Source organism: Streptomyces flaveolus, from assembly GCF_014648815.1.
Taxonomy (GTDB): Bacteria; Actinomycetota; Actinomycetes; order Streptomycetales; family Streptomycetaceae; genus Streptomyces; species Streptomyces flaveolus.
The window spans coordinates 690,813-705,413 of record NZ_BMRV01000001.1; the positions used below are offsets into that span (position 1 = coordinate 690,813).

Here is a 14,601-nt window from a genome sequence, read left to right on the forward strand (position 1 = left end):
GCAGCGAAGCGAAACGCCGACTCGCTTTGCGGCACCATCACGCAGGGAGTTACGACCGTGGCAAGTGGCAACGCGATCCGGGGAAGCCGGGTCGGGGCGGGGCCGATGGGCGAGGCCGAGCGCGGCGAGTCCGCGCCGCGTCTGCGCATCTCCTTCTGGTGCTCCAACGGACACGAGACGCAGCCGAGCTTCGCGAGCGACGCACAGGTCCCCGAGACCTGGGACTGCCCGCGCTGCGGCTTCCCCGCCGGACAGGACCGGGACAACCCGCCGGACCCCCCGCGCACCGAGCCCTACAAGACGCACCTGGCGTACGTGCGCGAACGCCGCAGCGACGCGGACGGCGAGGCGATCCTCGCCGAGGCGCTCGCCAAGCTGCGGGGCGAGATCTAGCCCACGGGAACCGGTCCGGCGGTTCGCCGTCAGCCGCCTTCCGACCCCTTGGGGCCTCTCCTTCGGGCTTCTTCACCTTCGGTCTTCCTCCTCTTCGGCCTTCCTCACCGCTGATCAATTAGGTTGGGAACAGCCGGGACAGCTGGGACACCAAGGAAGAAGGCTGAAGTCCGACATGAACGCAGACGGCCGTACCAGGATCAACCGGACGCCCGAATGGACCGCGCTGGCGGCGCACCGCGAGGAGCTCGGCGAGGTGCGGCTGCGCGACCTGTTCGACGCCGACCCCGGACGCGGCACCGGATACGTCCTGCGGGTCGGTGACCTGTACGTCGACTACTCCAAGCACCTGGTCACCGACGACACCCTGCGGCTGCTGCGCGAACTGGCCGCCGCCGCCGACGTGTTCGGGCTGCGCGACGCCATGTTCCGCGGCGAGCGGATCAACATCACCGAGGACCGCGCCGTGCTGCACACCGCGCTGCGCGCCCCGCGGGACGCGGTGATCGAGTCCGACGGTGAGAACGTCGTCCCCGCCGTGCACGCCGTGCTCGACAAGATGGCGGCCTTCGCCGAGCGGATCCGTTCCGGCGAGTGGAAGGGCCACACCGGCAAGCGCATCCGCAACGTCGTCAACGTCGGCATCGGCGGCTCCGACCTCGGCCCCGCGATGGCCTACGAGGCACTGCACGCCTTCACCGACCGCGAGCTCACGGTGCGCTTCGTCTCCAACGTCGACGGCTCCGACCTGCACGAGGCCACCCGGGACCTGGACCCGGCCGAGACGCTGTTCATCATCGCCTCCAAGACGTTCACCACCATCGAGACGGTCACCAACGCCACCTCGGCCCGGAGCTGGCTGCTGGACGCGCTCGGTGACAAGGAGGCCGTCGCCCGGCACTTCGTCGCCCTGTCGACCAACGCCGGGAAGGTCGCCGAGTTCGGCATCGACACGGCCAACATGTTCGAGTTCTGGGACTGGGTCGGCGGACGCTACTCGTACGACTCGGCGATCGGCCTGTCCCTGATGATCGCCATCGGCCCGGACCGCTTCCGGGAGATGCTCGACGGCTTCCACCTGGTCGACGAGCACTTCCGCACCGCTCCCGCCGAGTCCAACGTCCCCCTGCTGATGGGCCTGTTGGGCATCTGGTACGGCAACTTCCACGACGCGCAGTCGCACGCGGTGCTGCCGTACTCGCACTACCTGTCGAAGTTCACCGCCTACCTGCAGCAGCTCGACATGGAGTCCAACGGCAAGTCGACGGACCGCGAGGGCCGCCCGGTGGACTGGCAGACCGGGCCGGTGGTGTGGGGCACGCCCGGCACCAACGGACAGCACGCCTACTACCAGCTGATCCACCAGGGCACCGAGCTGATCCCGGCGGACTTCATCGGCTTCGCCCGGCCGGTGGCGGAGCTGAGCGACGAGCTCAAGGACCAGCACGACCTGCTGATGGCCAACTTCTTCGCCCAGACCCAGGCACTGGCCTTCGGCAAGACGCCGGACGAGGTGCGGGGCGAGGGCGTACCGGAGGAGCTGGTCCCGCACAGGACGTTCCGCGGCGACCACCCGACGACGACGATCCTCGCCCGCGAGCTGACCCCGTCGGTGCTCGGCCAGCTCGTCGCCCTCTACGAGCACAAGGTGTTCGTGCAGGGCGCGGTGTGGAACATCGACTCCTTCGACCAGTGGGGCGTCGAGCTCGGCAAGGTCCTCGCCAAGCGCCTCGCCCCCGCCCTCACCGACGGCGCCGAGGTCCCCGGCCTGGACGCCTCCACGAAGGCGCTGGTCGGCGCCTATCGGGAGCTGCGCGGCCGGCAGTGAGCCCGCGGCACAGCAAGGCGGACGGCGGCACACCGTCCGCCTGCCGTAGAATCCCCCGGCGATCATCACAGCGAGCGCTCGGGGGAGCAAGGTGGCACGTACGCACGGAGGTTGGACCGGCGGCAGACTGACGGCCCGGTCCCTCCTCAATCCGAAGCAGGCGGCGACCGCGGTGTTCCACCCCGCGTGGATCCCGCCGTCGGCCGATCCGTCGATCGAGCAGCTCAAACGGTTCCGGGTCATCGCGGGCGCGGTCGCCTCGCTCGGCGTCTACACCCTCTTCGAGGGCGGCTTCGACGTCACCCAGCTGCTGGAGAACGCGCTGACGGCCTCCCTCGTCCTGCTGTTCATCACCCCGATGGCGGTCGGCGCGATGCTCTTCGTCTGGCGGCGCACCGGCACCGTGGGGCAGTTGCGGGGGTCGCTGTTCAACGCGCTCAAGCTGCTGCTGCTGTTCGTCGGCTGTGTCGCCGCGTTGGTCGTGCTCGTCACCACGATCAACGCCACGGGCAATCCGCTGGTGATCATCGTCGGTGGCATGACGATGCTCTGGATGCTCGGCTTCGTGGTCTGGGGGGCCGTCAGGGTCTCCGGGAACTTCTTCGGCACCGCCGCGGTCCACCGCTGCCTCCCGGCGCTGCTGGCCACCGTGACGAGCTGGCTGATGGCCATCCCGGACCTCGTCACCGGCGACCTGCACGGGCTCAGTCTCACCCTGGGCGTCGTCTTCATCCTGGGCGCGCCCGTGACGGTCACCGCGATCGCACTGCTGGAGATGAGCCGGCTCAAGCGGCGCTACGGGATCCGGCTGAAGGCCCACCCGGCGACCCTCCCGCCGATCCCCGGGCACCTCCCGCCGACCGGGCTGCCGCATGTGCCGCCGCAGGGCAACCCCTTCGGGCACCCGTATCCGCCGGCGGGCACCGGCCACCCCTACGCCCCCGGACCGGGGAACCCGTACGCGCCGCCGCAGCCGCCGTACGCACCGCGCAACCCCTACTCCCCGGGGCCGAACGGATCCTGACGCCGCGTCCGCACCGAGAACGCCGGGTCCCCCCTTCAACAGGGGGAACCCGGCGTTCTCGGTGCGGGGGCGGTTACGCCGAGGCCGGCGGGTACATCGTCCGCGGCAACTGGGAGGCCGCCGCCGAGTCCAGCAGCCACAGGGTGCGGGCGCGGCCCCGCGCCCCGGCCGCCGGGGCCTGGATCTCGCCGGCACCCGACAGGGCCATCGCCACCGCGTTCGCCTTGTCCTCGCCCGCCGCGAGCAGCCACACCTCACGGGCCGTGCGGATCGCGGGCAGGGTCAGGGAGACGCGGGTGGGCGGCGGCTTCGGGGAGCCGTGGACGCCGATCACCATGCGCTCCGTCTCCCGCACGCCCGGATGCTCCGGGAACAGCGAGGCCACGTGCGTGTCCGGGCCGACGCCGAGCAGCAGGACGTCGAAGGACGGGACCGTCGCGTGGTTCTCCGGCGCCGCGGCCTTCGCCAGCTCCTCCGCGTACGCCGCCGCCGCGGCCTCCACGTCGGAGCCGTACGGGCCGTCCGAGGCGGGCATCGCGTGCACCCGCTCCGGGTCCAGCGGCACCACGTCCAGCAGGGCCTCGCGGGCCTGCGTGACGTTGCGCTCCGGGTCGCCCTCCGGCAGGAAGCGCTCGTCGCCCCACCACAGGTCGAGGCGCGACCAGTCGACCGCGTCCCGGGCCGGGGACGCCGCCAGCGCGGCCAGCAGGCCGTTGCCGTTGCGGCCGCCGGTCAGGACCACGGACGCCGAGCCCCGGGAGGACTGGGCGTCCACGATCTTGGTGATCAGCCGGGCCGCCGCGGCCTCGGCCATCAGCTCCTTGTCCCGGTGCACGACCAGCTGGGGAGTGTCACTCACTTCGCCGCCGCCTTCCGCACCGGTGCCTTCTTCCGCGCCGCGTCCTTCGCGGGTGCTTTCGCAGCCGTCTCGACGGGTGCGGGGACCGCGACGGGTCCTTCGCCGGTCTCTCCTGCTGCGGGACGGGCCGTCGCGTTCAGCCGGTCCACCCCGAAGCGCAGCGCCGAGGCGTACGTGTCGTCCGGGTCGAGGCGCCGCAGCTCCTCCGCGATCAGCTCGGCGGTCTCGCGGCGCTTGAGCGCCACCGCACGCGCGGGCTGCCCCTGAATGGACAGGGTCGCCAGCGAGCCGTCGGCCCGGTCCAGGACGACCGGACCGCAGTCCGTGTCCATGCGGACCGCGGTCAGGCCCGGACCGCTGGACGCGGTGCGCTGCACCGGCACGTCCAGCCGGTCCGCGAGCCACATCGCCAGCAGCTCGCAGCTCGGGTTGTACTCCTCGCCCTCCACCTCGACGCTCTGCACCCGGCAGTCGACCTGGTCCAGGGCCGCCGCGAGCATCGACCGCCAGGGGGTGATGCGGGTCCAGGACAGGTCGGTGTCGCCCGGTGTGTAGGCGTCGGCGCGGGCCGCCAGCTCCCGTACCGGCTCCTCGCAGGCGTAGGTGTCGGTGACCCGGCGCTGGGCCAGCGCGCCCAGCGGGTCGCCGGCCGGATCCAGCGGCGCGTTCACCGGCCACCACACCACGACCGGCGCGTCCGGCAGCAGCAGCGGCAGGACGACCGACTGGGCGTGGTCGACGACGTCGCCGTACAGCCGCAGCACCACCGTCTCGCCGGTGCCCGCGTCGGCGCCGAGGCGGACCTCGGCGTCCAGCCGCGACCGGGTGCGGTCCCGGGGCGAACGCGAGACGCGCTTGATGACGACGAGCGTGCGCGAGGGGTGCTCGTGCGCGGCGTCGCTCGCGGCCTTCAGCGCGTCGTAGGCGTTCTCCTCGTCGGTGACGATGACCAGCGTGAGCACCATGCCGACGGCCGGTGTGCCGATCGCCCGGCGGCCCAGCACCAACGCCTTGTTGATCTTGCTGGACGTGGTGTCCGTGAGGTCTGTCTTCATGGCCGGCGCCAGCTCCGTCCGTCTCGCTCGAGCATCTCGTCCGCCTCGACGGGCCCCCACGTACCGGACGGGTACTGCGCGGGCGTGCCGTGCTTGTCCCAGTACTCCTCGATCGGGTCGAGGATCTTCCAGGACAGCTCGACCTCCTCGGTGCGCGGGAAGAGGTTCGCGTCGCCGAGCAGCACGTCCAGGATCAGCCGCTCGTACGCCTCCGGGCTCGACTCCGTGAAGGACTCGCCGTACGCGAAGTCCATGGACACGTCCCGGATCTCCATCGACGTGCCCGGCACCTTGGAGCCGAAGCGGACGGTGACGCCCTCGTCGGGCTGGACGCGGATGACGATCGCGTTCTGGCCCAGCTCCTCGGTGGCCGTCGTGTCGAAGGGGGAGTGCGGTGCCCGCTGGAAGACCACCGCGATCTCGGTGACCCGGCGGCCCAGGCGCTTGCCGGTGCGCAGGTAGAAGGGGACGCCCGCCCAGCGGCGGTTGTCGATCCCGACCTTGATCGCGGCGTAGGTGTCGGTCTTCGACTTGGGGTCGATGCCCTCTTCCTGCAGATAGCCGACGGCCTTCGCGCCGCCCTGCCACCCGGCCGCGTACTGCCCGCGCACGGTGTCCCGGCCCAGGTCCTTGGGGAGGCGGACCGCCCCGAGCACCTTGGTCTTCTCCGCCGCCAGCGCGTCCGCGTCGAAGGAGGCGGGCTCCTCCATCGCGGTCAGGGCGAGCAGTTGGAGCAGGTGGTTCTGGATGACGTCGCGGGCGGCGCCGATGCCGTCGTAGTAACCGGCCCGGCCGCCGATGCCGATGTCCTCGGCCATGGTGATCTGCACGTGGTCCACGTAGGACCGGTTCCAGATCGGCTCGAACATCGTGTTGGCGAAGCGCAGCGCCAGGATGTTCTGGACGGTCTCCTTGCCCAGGTAGTGGTCGATGCGGAAGACCTGGTCGGAACCGAAGACCTCGTGGACGATCGCGTTGAGCTCCTCGGCCGACTTCAGGTCGTGGCCGAACGGCTTCTCGATCACCGCGCGGCGCCAGGAGCCGCCCGTCTGGTCGGCGAGGCCGTGCTTCTTCAGCTGCTGGATGACCACCGGGAAGGACTTCGGCGGCACCGACAGGTAGAAGGCGAAGTTGCCGCCCGTGCCCTGTGCCTTGTCCAGTTCCTCGATGGTGCCACGCAGCCGCTCGAACGCCTCGTCGTCGTCGAAGGTGCCCTGGACGAAGCGCATCCCCTGGATGAGCTGCTGCCAGACCTCCTCGCGGAAGGGCGTACGGGAGTGTTCCTTGACGGCGTCGTGCACGACCTGGGCGAAGTCCTCGTGCTCCCAGTCGCGGCGGGCGAAGCCGATGAGCGAGAAGCCCGGCGGCAGCAGACCCCGGTTGGCGAGGTCGTACACGGCGGGCATGAGCTTCTTGCGGGACAGATCACCGGTGACGCCGAAAATGACCAGACCCGACGGCCCCGCGATACGCGGGAGCCGTCGGTCTGCGGGGTCACGCAGCGGGTTGCTGCTTGACAATTTTTAGCCCTCCGAGGGAGCGAGGCGCTTGAGCTCTGCCTCCGTCGACTTCAGCAGGTCGTTCCAGGCGTCCTCGAACTTGTCGACGCCCTCCTTCTCCAGGAGCTGGACCACCTCGTCGTAGGAGATCCCGAGCTTCTCGACGGCGTCGAGGTCGGCGCGGGCCTGCTCGTAGGTGCCGGCGACGGTGTTGCCGGTGATCTCGCCGTGGTCCTCGGTGGCGAACAGCGTCGCCTCCGGCATGGTGTTCACCGTGTTGGGTGCGACCAGGTCGGTGACGTACATGGTGTCGCTGTACGCCTTGTCCTTCACGCCGGTCGACGCCCACAGCGGGCGCTGCTTGTTGGCGCCGGCCTTCTCCAGGGCGTTCCAGCGGTCGGAGGAGAAGATCTCCTCGTACGCCTGGTAGGCGAGGCGGGCGTTGGCGACGGCGGCCTTGCCGCGCAGCGCCTTGGCCTCGTCGGTGCCGAGGGCGTCGATCCGCTTGTCGATCTCGGTGTCCACGCGGGACACGAAGAAGGACGCCACGGAGTGGATCTGCGACAGGTCCAGGCCGCGCTCCTTGGCCTTCTCCAGGCCGGTCAGGAACGCGTCCATGACCTTGCGGTAGCGCTCCAGCGAGAAGATCAGCGTGACGTTGACGCTGATGCCCAGGCCGATGGTCTCGGCGATCGCCGGGATGCCGGCCTCGGTCGCCGGGATCTTGATCAGCGTGTTGGGCCGGTCCACCAGCCAGGCGAGCTGCTTGGCCTCGGCGACCGTCGCCCGGGTGTTGTGCGCGAGGCGCGGGTCGACCTCGATGGAGACCCGGCCGTCCTTGCCGCCGGTGTTGTCGAAGACCGGACGCAGGATGTCGGCGGCGTCGCGGACGTCCGCCGTGGTGATCATCCGGATCGCCTCTTCGACGGTGACCTCGCGGGCGGCGAGGTCGGTGAGCTGCGTGTCGTAGCCGTCGCCCTGCGAGATCGCCTTCTGGAAGATCGACGGGTTGGTGGTGACGCCCACGACGTGCTGCTGGTCGATCAGCTCCGCGAGGTTGCCGGACGTGATCCGCTTGCGCGACAGGTCGTCCAGCCAGATCGCGACGCCTTCATCGGAGAGGCGCTTGAGTGCGTCTGTCATGGAAAATGCATCTCCTACGTGTCGTATGTACGAGCGTCAGCGCTGGGCTGCGGCGAGCGATTCCCGGGCCGCTGCGGCCACGTTCTCGGCGGTGAAGCCGAACTCCTGGAACAGCAGCTTGCCGTCGGCCGAAGCACCGAAGTGCTCCAGGGAGACGATCCGGCCGGCGTCCCCGACGTACTTGTGCCAGGTGAGACCGATCCCGGCCTCGACCGCGACACGCGCCTTCACGGACGGGGGCAGGACGCTGTCCCGGTACCCCTGGTCCTGCTGCTCGAACCACTCGACGGACGGCATCGACACCACGCGGGTCGGCACACCGTCGGCCTGGAGCGCCTCACGGGCCTCGACGGCCACGTGCACCTCGGAACCGGTGGCGATCAGTACGACCTGGGCGTCGCCGCCCTCGGCCTCGAACAGGACGTAGCCGCCCTTGGCCGCGTCGTCGTTGGCCTCGTACGTCGGCACGCCCTGGCGGGTGAGCGCCAGACCGTGCGGCTGGCCCTTGCCGAACTCCTTCGTCCAGCGGCGCAGGATCTCGCGCCAGGCGATGGCGGTCTCGTTGGCGTCGGCCGGGCGCACCACGTTCAGACCGGGGATGGCGCGCAGCGAGGCGAGGTGCTCGACCGGCTGGTGGGTCGGACCGTCCTCGCCCAGGCCGATGGAGTCGTGCGTCCACACGTAGGTCACCGGCAGGTGCATCAGCGCGGACAGACGCACGGCGTTGCGCATGTAGTCGGAGAACACCAGGAAGGTGCCGCCGTAGATGCGGGTGTTGCCGTGCAGCGCGATGCCGTTCATCTCCGCGGCCATCGCGTGCTCGCGGATGCCGAAGTGGATGGTGCGGCCGTACGGGTCCGCCTCGGGCAGCGGGTTGCCCGCGGGGAGGAAGGACGACGTCTTGTCGATCGTGGTGTTGTTCGAGCCGGCCAGGTCGGCGGAGCCGCCCCACAGCTCGGGGATCACCGCGCCGAGCGCCTGGAGGACCTTGCCGGACGCGGCACGCGTGGCCACACCCTTGCCCGTCTCGAAGACCGGGATCTTCTCCTCCCAGCCCTTGGGCAGCTCACCCTTGGCGATCCGGTCGTACTCGGCGGCGCGGTCCGGGTTGTTGTCCCGCCACTGCTGGTACGACTTCTCCCACACGGCGCGGGCCGCCCGGCCCTTCTCCAGCGCCTTGCGGGTGTGGCCGATGACCTCGTCGGAGACCTCGAAGGTCTTCTCCGGGTCGAAGCCCAGGACGCGCTTGGTGGCCGCGACCTCCTCGTCGCCGAGCGCCGAGCCGTGCGCGGCCTCGGTGTTCTGCGCGTTCGGGGCGGGCCAGGCGATGATCGAGCGCATCGCGATGAAGGACGGCCGGTCGGTGACCTGCTTCGCCGCCTCGATCGCCGCGTGGAGCGCGTTCGGGTCCAGGTCGCCGTCCGCCTTCGGCTCGACGCGCTGCACGTGCCAGCCGTAGGCCTCGTAGCGCTTGGCCGTGTCCTCGGAGACGGCGGTCTCGGTGTCGCCCTCGATCGAGATGTGGTTGTCGTCCCACAGCAGGATCAGGTTGCCGAGCTTCTGGTGGCCCGCGAGGGAGGAGGCCTCGGCGGAGATGCCCTCCTGGAGGCAGCCGTCACCGGCGATGCAGTAGACGAAGTGGTCGAACGGGGACTCGCCCTCGGGAGCCTCCGGGTCGAACAGGCCGCGCTCGTAGCGGGCGGCCATCGCCATGCCCACCGCGTTGGCGACACCCTGGCCGAGCGGGCCGGTCGTCGTCTCCACGCCCGTGGTGTGGCCGTACTCGGGGTGACCCGGCGTCTTGGAGCCCCAGGTGCGGAAGGACTTCAGGTCGTCCAGCTCCAGGCCGAATCCGGCCAGGTACAGCTGGGTGTAGAGGGTCAGGGACGAGTGTCCGGCGGACAGCACGAAACGGTCGCGTCCGACCCAGTTCGCGTCGGCCGGGTCGTGCCGCATCACCTTCTGGAAGAGGGTGTAGGCGGCGGGCGCCAGGCTCATCGCCGTACCCGGATGGCCGTTGCCAACCTTCTGTACGGCGTCGGCGGCCAGGACGCGGGCGGTGTCCACGGCCCGCTGGTCCAGTTCGGTCCACTCGAGGTCTGTGGTGGTCGGCTTGGTGCTCACCCTGAGTCAGGGCTCCTCTCCACATGTCGGATGCCGGTGCACGTGGCGCCCACCGGCTGCCGGCGCATACGTGCGTCGGCCGGCCGCTGTCGAGCCTACCCCCGTAAGTACGTGCGTTTTTCCGCTGGAAACCAGACTGCCGGGACTCTTGTGGATCCGCCTGTCGACTGGGCGAAACCGCATTCGGCAAGTGAATACGCAGCCGCTCATCTGACCGCTCAATCGACTCTCCGTATGCACGTCGGAGCGCCCCCCTCAACACGAACGCACCCCCGCGAATGCCGGGGTCTGGGCAACGTCTAAAGTGGCGTGGTACGCGCGAGCCTTTACCGCCACTTCACCGGGCAGGCTCGCTGGGAGTCTCTGTCAGGGGTGTGCGTGACGGCCGTTGAATCCCGTCCTGCGGGGGTAATCGGGACGAGCCAGAGCCCGAGTCACCGGCCGTTCGGGGCCCGTGTCAAGGCGTTCGTGGCGCTGACCAAGCCGCGGATCATCGAGCTTCTGCTGATCACCACCGTTCCGGTGATGTTCCTGGCGGAGCAGGGCGTGCCCGATCTGTGGCTGGTGCTGCTCACCTGCGTCGGCGGCTACCTGTCCGCGGGCGGCGCCAACGCGCTGAACATGTACATCGACCGAGACATCGACGCGCTGATGGACCGCACCTCGCAGCGCCCGCTGGTCACCGGCATGGTCAGCCCGCGCGAGTGCCTCGCCTTCGGCATCACCCTGGCGATCGTCTCGACGCTGCTGTTCGGCCTCACCGTCAACTGGCTGTCGGCGTGGCTGTCGCTGGGCGCACTCCTGTTCTACGTCGTCGTCTACACGATGATCCTCAAGCGCCGCACCTCGCAGAACATCGTCTGGGGCGGCATCGCCGGCTGCCTGCCGGTGCTGATCGGCTGGTCCGCCGTCACCAACTCGATGTCCTGGGCGCCGGTCATCCTCTTCGGGGTGATGTTCTTCTGGACACCGCCGCACTACTGGCCGCTGTCCATGAAGGTCAAGGAGGACTACGCGCGCGTGGGCGTGCCGATGCTCCCGGTCGTCGCCTCCAACAAGGTCGTCGCCCGGCAGATCGTGATCTACAGCTGGGTGATGGTCGCGGTGTCGCTGCTGCTGACGCCGCTGGGCTACACCGGCTGGTTCTACACCGCGGTCGCCGTGGCGGCCGGCGGCATGTGGCTGTGGGAGGCCCACGGGCTGCAGAACCGCGCCAAGGCCGAGGTCACGGGCGGCAAGCTCAAGGAGATGCGGCTGTTCCACTGGTCCATCACCTATGTGTCGGTGCTGTTCCTGGCCATCGCGGTAGACCCCTTCCTGCGCTGAGCCGACGGCCGTCCGACGGGCGGGGTGCGTGGTCAAGGCCACGCACCCCGCCCGTCGCCGTTCGATCTACCGCTCGGTAGCATCCTGGTCATGGCAGACACGCAGCAGGTTGATGCGAAGGCCGAGCGCCAGGTGACCCGGCTGGCCCGGCGGATCGAATCCTTCTCCAAGGCGCACGGCGGCGCCGAGGGCCAGGTGGCCTACATCGGCCGGCGCGGCGCCCGCGTCGTCCTCGTCGGCGAGGACGGCGGCTGGGGCGACCTGGTCGCCCCCTCCTACGAGGTCGCCCAGAAGGCCGTGGAGAAGTCCGGGATCACCGTCCACGAGGACTTCGACGGCGAGTTCGCGGCCAAGGTCACGACCGGCCGGTACGAGTGGTCGCGCATGGCGGGCATCCAGGTCGGCGGGCCGAGCAACACCTGACGCCGGTTCACCCGTTAGGACCGTAGGAAGCCGAGAGGCAACGGTCCCGACGCGGGGAGTCCGGATGATCGAAACGCCGTCCCTGGTGGACCAGTACTGCCACGGCGTCCTGAGAACGGAGCTGGGCCTCGGCACCTTCGAGGCCCAGCTGGCCCGCACCGAGGGACCACCCGCCCCGGGCACCACCCTCTTCGACACCCAAACCGGCTTCGCGGTGCGCCGCTGGTGCCCGCCCCTGCTCGGCCTGGAACCGCACTGCGCACCCGCCCGCTACCTCGCCCGGCGCCGCGAACTCGGCGTCCTGGAGGCGGACCGCAGACTGCTGCGCGGCAGCGGCATCACCACGTACCTGGTCGACGCGGACCTGCCCGGCGACCTCACCGGCCCCGCCGAGCTGGCCAGCGCGGCGGACGCCGACGCCCACGCGATCGTGCGCCTGGAGCTGCTGGCCGAGCAGGTCGCCGACACCTCCGGCACCGTCGAGTCCTTCCTCGCCAACCTCGCCGAGTCCGTCCACGCCGCCGCCGCGTACGCCGTCGCCTTCACCTCCGTCGCCGGAGTGCGGCACGGGCTGGCGCTCGCCCCGGAGCCGCCGGGCCCCGGCGAGGTGCGCGGCGCCGCCGCCCGCTGGCTGGCCGGACGCGAGGTCGGCGGCGAACTGAGCGACCCCGTCCTGCTGCGTCACCTGCTGTGGATCGCCGTCGCCTCCGGGCTGCCCCTCCAACTGCACGCGGGGCTCGGCGAACCGGGCCTGCGCATCGACCGCACCGACCCCGTGCTGCTGACCGACTTCGTGCGGGCCACCGCCGGCCTCGGCACCGACCTGGTCCTCCTGCACGGCTACCCCTACCACCGCCACGCCGCCCACCTCGCCGGCGTCTTCCCGCACGTCTACGCCGACTCGGGCGCCGCCCTGGTGCGCACCGGCGCCCGCGCCGCGACCGTGCTCGCGGAGATCCTGGAGCTGGCCCCGTTCGGCAAGATCCTTTTCTCCAGCGGCGCCCAGGGCCTGCCCGAGCTGCACGTCGTGGGCGCGCGTCTGTTCCGCGAGGCCCTCGGCCGGGTGCTCGGCACCTGGGTGGCCGAGGGGGCGTGGGCGCAGACGGACGCGCAGCGGGTGGCGACCATGATCGCCTCGGGCAACGCGCGCCGGGTGTACGCACTGGAGTGAGCCGCACATACTGATCCGATGCCGACCGACGCGCTGCTCGACCGCTTCCTCACCGGCCTGATGCCCCTCGACCCCGTCGCCGTCTGGGCCCACGGCTCACTGGGCGGGGGCGACTACCAGGAGGGCCGCAGCGACCTCGACCTGATCGCGGTCCTGCCGCGGCCGGTCACGGCCCGCACGGCCTGGCGGCTGGGGCAGCTCCACGCCCGCCTGCGCGCCCAGCCCCTGGCCGGGCAGCTGCACTGCACCTATCTGTCCCCCGACACCGCCGCCGACCCCGAGCAGCGGCACCTGACCTGGGCCCACCGCCAGCTGTTCAAGCGGACGGTCACCCCGGTCACCCGGCGGGAGCTGCACAGCTTCGGACGCGTCCTGTACGGCGAGGCGCCGGACCTCCTGCTGCCGCCGGTGCCGGACGCGGAACTGGCCGAGTACGTCGTCCGCAACGAGCGCGACTACTGGCGGCCGGTCCTGCGCAAGGCGGAGCTGTGGCGGGAGGACGTCTGGGTCGACCTGGGCCTGCTCACCTTCGCCCGCGCCACCGTCACCCTGCGGGACGGCCGCCTGATCACCAAGCGGGAGGCCCTGGCGGAACTGCCCGGCCTCGGCGCGCCCGGCGAGGTCGTCGAGGACATCGCGCGCCGGCGCTACGGCACTCCCGAGCCGCCCGCCGAGGAGTGGATCGCCCGCCGCGGCGAGCTGACCCGGGGCTACCTGGGGCCGGCCATCGACATGCTGGTGGCCTCGTACTCCTGAACGGGCAGCTCGGCCGCCGACTCTTCGGGGCGCTCCCGCAGCGACAGCAGCACCCGCAGCGTCCCGATCCACACCAGGCACGAGCCGAACATGTGCAAGCCGACCAGGATCTCGGGGAGGTCGGTGAAGTACTGCACGTAGCCGATGACGCCCTGGGCGAGCAGGATCAGGAACAGGTCGCGGGTGCGGGCCAGCGGCCCCTTGGGCGCGTCGACCGCCTTCAGCACGAACCACAGGGCGAACGTCAGCGTCACCACGATCCACGCCAGCACGGCGTGCCCCTTGGTGATCATCTCCCAGTCGACCGGCATCCGCGGGACGTCGCTGGAGTCGCCCGCGTGCGGGCCGGCGCCGGTGACCACCGTGCCGACCGCGATCAGCAGGACCGAGACGACGAGCAGGACCCACACCAGCTGCTCGACGGCCTTGCCGACCAGGGGGCGCGGTGCCGCGTCACCCTCCCGGGTGCGCTGCCACATCACCGTCGCCACCGCGATCAGCGCGGTCGACAGCAGGAAGTGCGCGGCGACGGTGTACGGGTTCAGGCCGACCAGGACCACGATGCCGCCGAGGATCGCGTTGCCCATGACGATCCAGAACTGCAGCCAGCCCAGCCGGGTCACGCTGCGCCGGTACGGCTTCTGCGACCGCGCGGCGATGATCGCCCAGCCGACCGCGGCGCACAGCACGTACGTGAGCATGCGGTTGCCGAACTCGATGACGCCGTGGAAGCCCATCGCGCTCGTGGTGGTCAGCGAGTCGTCGGTGCACTTCGGCCAGGTCGGGCAGCCGAGGCCGGACCCGGTCAGGCGTACGGCACCGCCGGTGACCACGATGACCACGGCCATGACGAGGGCGGCGAAGGCCGCCCGCTGGACCGTCCGGGGTTCCGGGGTCCAGCGCGCGGCGATGAAGGCGAGCGGGTTGCGCACCGCGGCTGCGGCGTCGGCGCGGGTCACGTTTGGCACGCCGTCCATCGTAGGCGGCCGCTTGTGCACGC

Annotated in this window: 13 protein-coding genes; 7 read left to right on the forward strand and 6 right to left on the reverse strand. The window is 70.8% G+C overall.

Features of this window, described 5'->3' with window-relative positions:
* Positions 1-57: 57 nt before the first annotated feature.
* The 3 genes from IEZ05_RS03100 (at position 58) to IEZ05_RS03110 (ending at position 3,245) form a co-directional block, all read left to right on the forward strand.
* Positions 58-393 (forward strand): RNA polymerase-binding protein RbpA, encoded by a 336-nt coding sequence (locus IEZ05_RS03100; RefSeq protein WP_003976875.1) that lies wholly within the window; start codon positions 58-60, stop codon positions 391-393.
* A 175-nt stretch (positions 394-568) separates the two neighbouring features.
* A complete protein-coding gene (pgi, locus tag IEZ05_RS03105; protein WP_189228388.1) occupies positions 569-2,221 on the forward strand; it encodes a glucose-6-phosphate isomerase in 1,653 nt (550 codons plus the stop codon).
* Between the two features lie 91 nt (positions 2,222-2,312).
* Complete coding sequence (locus tag IEZ05_RS03110) at positions 2,313-3,245, forward strand: hypothetical protein (RefSeq protein WP_189228389.1); 933 nt, start codon at positions 2,313-2,315, stop codon at positions 3,243-3,245.
* A gap of 73 nt (positions 3,246-3,318) precedes the next feature.
* Here IEZ05_RS03110 and pgl read toward each other — a convergent pair whose 3' ends face one another.
* The 5 genes from pgl to tkt are packed head-to-tail and all read right to left on the reverse strand — an operon-like array spanning position 3,319 to position 9,925.
* Complete coding sequence (gene pgl, locus IEZ05_RS03115; RefSeq protein WP_189228390.1) at positions 3,319-4,104, reverse strand: 6-phosphogluconolactonase; 786 nt, start codon at positions 4,102-4,104, stop codon at positions 3,319-3,321.
* Complete coding sequence (gene opcA, locus IEZ05_RS03120) at positions 4,101-5,159, reverse strand: glucose-6-phosphate dehydrogenase assembly protein OpcA (RefSeq protein ID WP_189228391.1); 1,059 nt, start codon at positions 5,157-5,159, stop codon at positions 4,101-4,103. The genes pgl and opcA overlap by 4 nt, the downstream gene beginning before the upstream one ends.
* Complete coding sequence (zwf, locus tag IEZ05_RS03125; protein WP_189228392.1) at positions 5,156-6,679, reverse strand: glucose-6-phosphate dehydrogenase; 1,524 nt, start codon at positions 6,677-6,679, stop codon at positions 5,156-5,158. Before zwf ends, opcA begins: the two co-directional genes overlap by 4 nt.
* A 3-nt stretch (positions 6,680-6,682) precedes the next feature.
* Positions 6,683-7,801, reverse strand: coding sequence for a transaldolase (gene tal, locus IEZ05_RS03130; protein ID WP_189228393.1), 1,119 nt, complete (start codon positions 7,799-7,801; stop codon positions 6,683-6,685).
* 36 nt (positions 7,802-7,837) lie between these two features.
* Complete coding sequence (gene tkt / locus IEZ05_RS03135; protein ID WP_189228394.1) at positions 7,838-9,925, reverse strand: transketolase; 2,088 nt, start codon at positions 9,923-9,925, stop codon at positions 7,838-7,840.
* 372 nt (positions 9,926-10,297) lie between these two features.
* Between tkt and IEZ05_RS03140 the strand changes: the two genes are divergently transcribed.
* From IEZ05_RS03140 to IEZ05_RS03155, 4 genes are all read left to right on the forward strand, one after another.
* On the forward strand, positions 10,298-11,251 hold the full coding sequence (locus tag IEZ05_RS03140) for a heme o synthase (RefSeq protein ID WP_189228395.1): 954 nt from the start codon (positions 10,298-10,300) through the stop codon (positions 11,249-11,251).
* A 90-nt stretch (positions 11,252-11,341) separates the two neighbouring features.
* Positions 11,342-11,674: a hypothetical protein gene (locus IEZ05_RS03145; RefSeq protein ID WP_189228396.1), complete on the forward strand. Its 333-nt coding sequence runs from the start codon at positions 11,342-11,344 to the stop codon at positions 11,672-11,674.
* A gap of 64 nt (positions 11,675-11,738) precedes the next feature.
* Positions 11,739-12,845, forward strand: coding sequence for an amidohydrolase family protein (locus IEZ05_RS03150; RefSeq protein WP_189228397.1), 1,107 nt, complete (start codon positions 11,739-11,741; stop codon positions 12,843-12,845).
* 18 nt (positions 12,846-12,863) lie between these two features.
* The gene (locus IEZ05_RS03155) at positions 12,864-13,601 is read left to right on the forward strand and encodes a DUF4111 domain-containing protein (RefSeq protein WP_189228398.1); all 738 of its coding nucleotides are present in this window, start codon (positions 12,864-12,866) and stop codon (positions 13,599-13,601) included.
* Here IEZ05_RS03155 and IEZ05_RS03160 read toward each other — a convergent pair.
* The gene (locus IEZ05_RS03160) at positions 13,556-14,578 is read right to left on the reverse strand and encodes a COX15/CtaA family protein (RefSeq protein ID WP_189228399.1); all 1,023 of its coding nucleotides are present in this window, start codon (positions 14,576-14,578) and stop codon (positions 13,556-13,558) included. The two genes, IEZ05_RS03155 and IEZ05_RS03160, sit on opposite strands and share 46 nt — an antisense overlap.
* Positions 14,579-14,601: the final 23 nt, after the last annotated feature.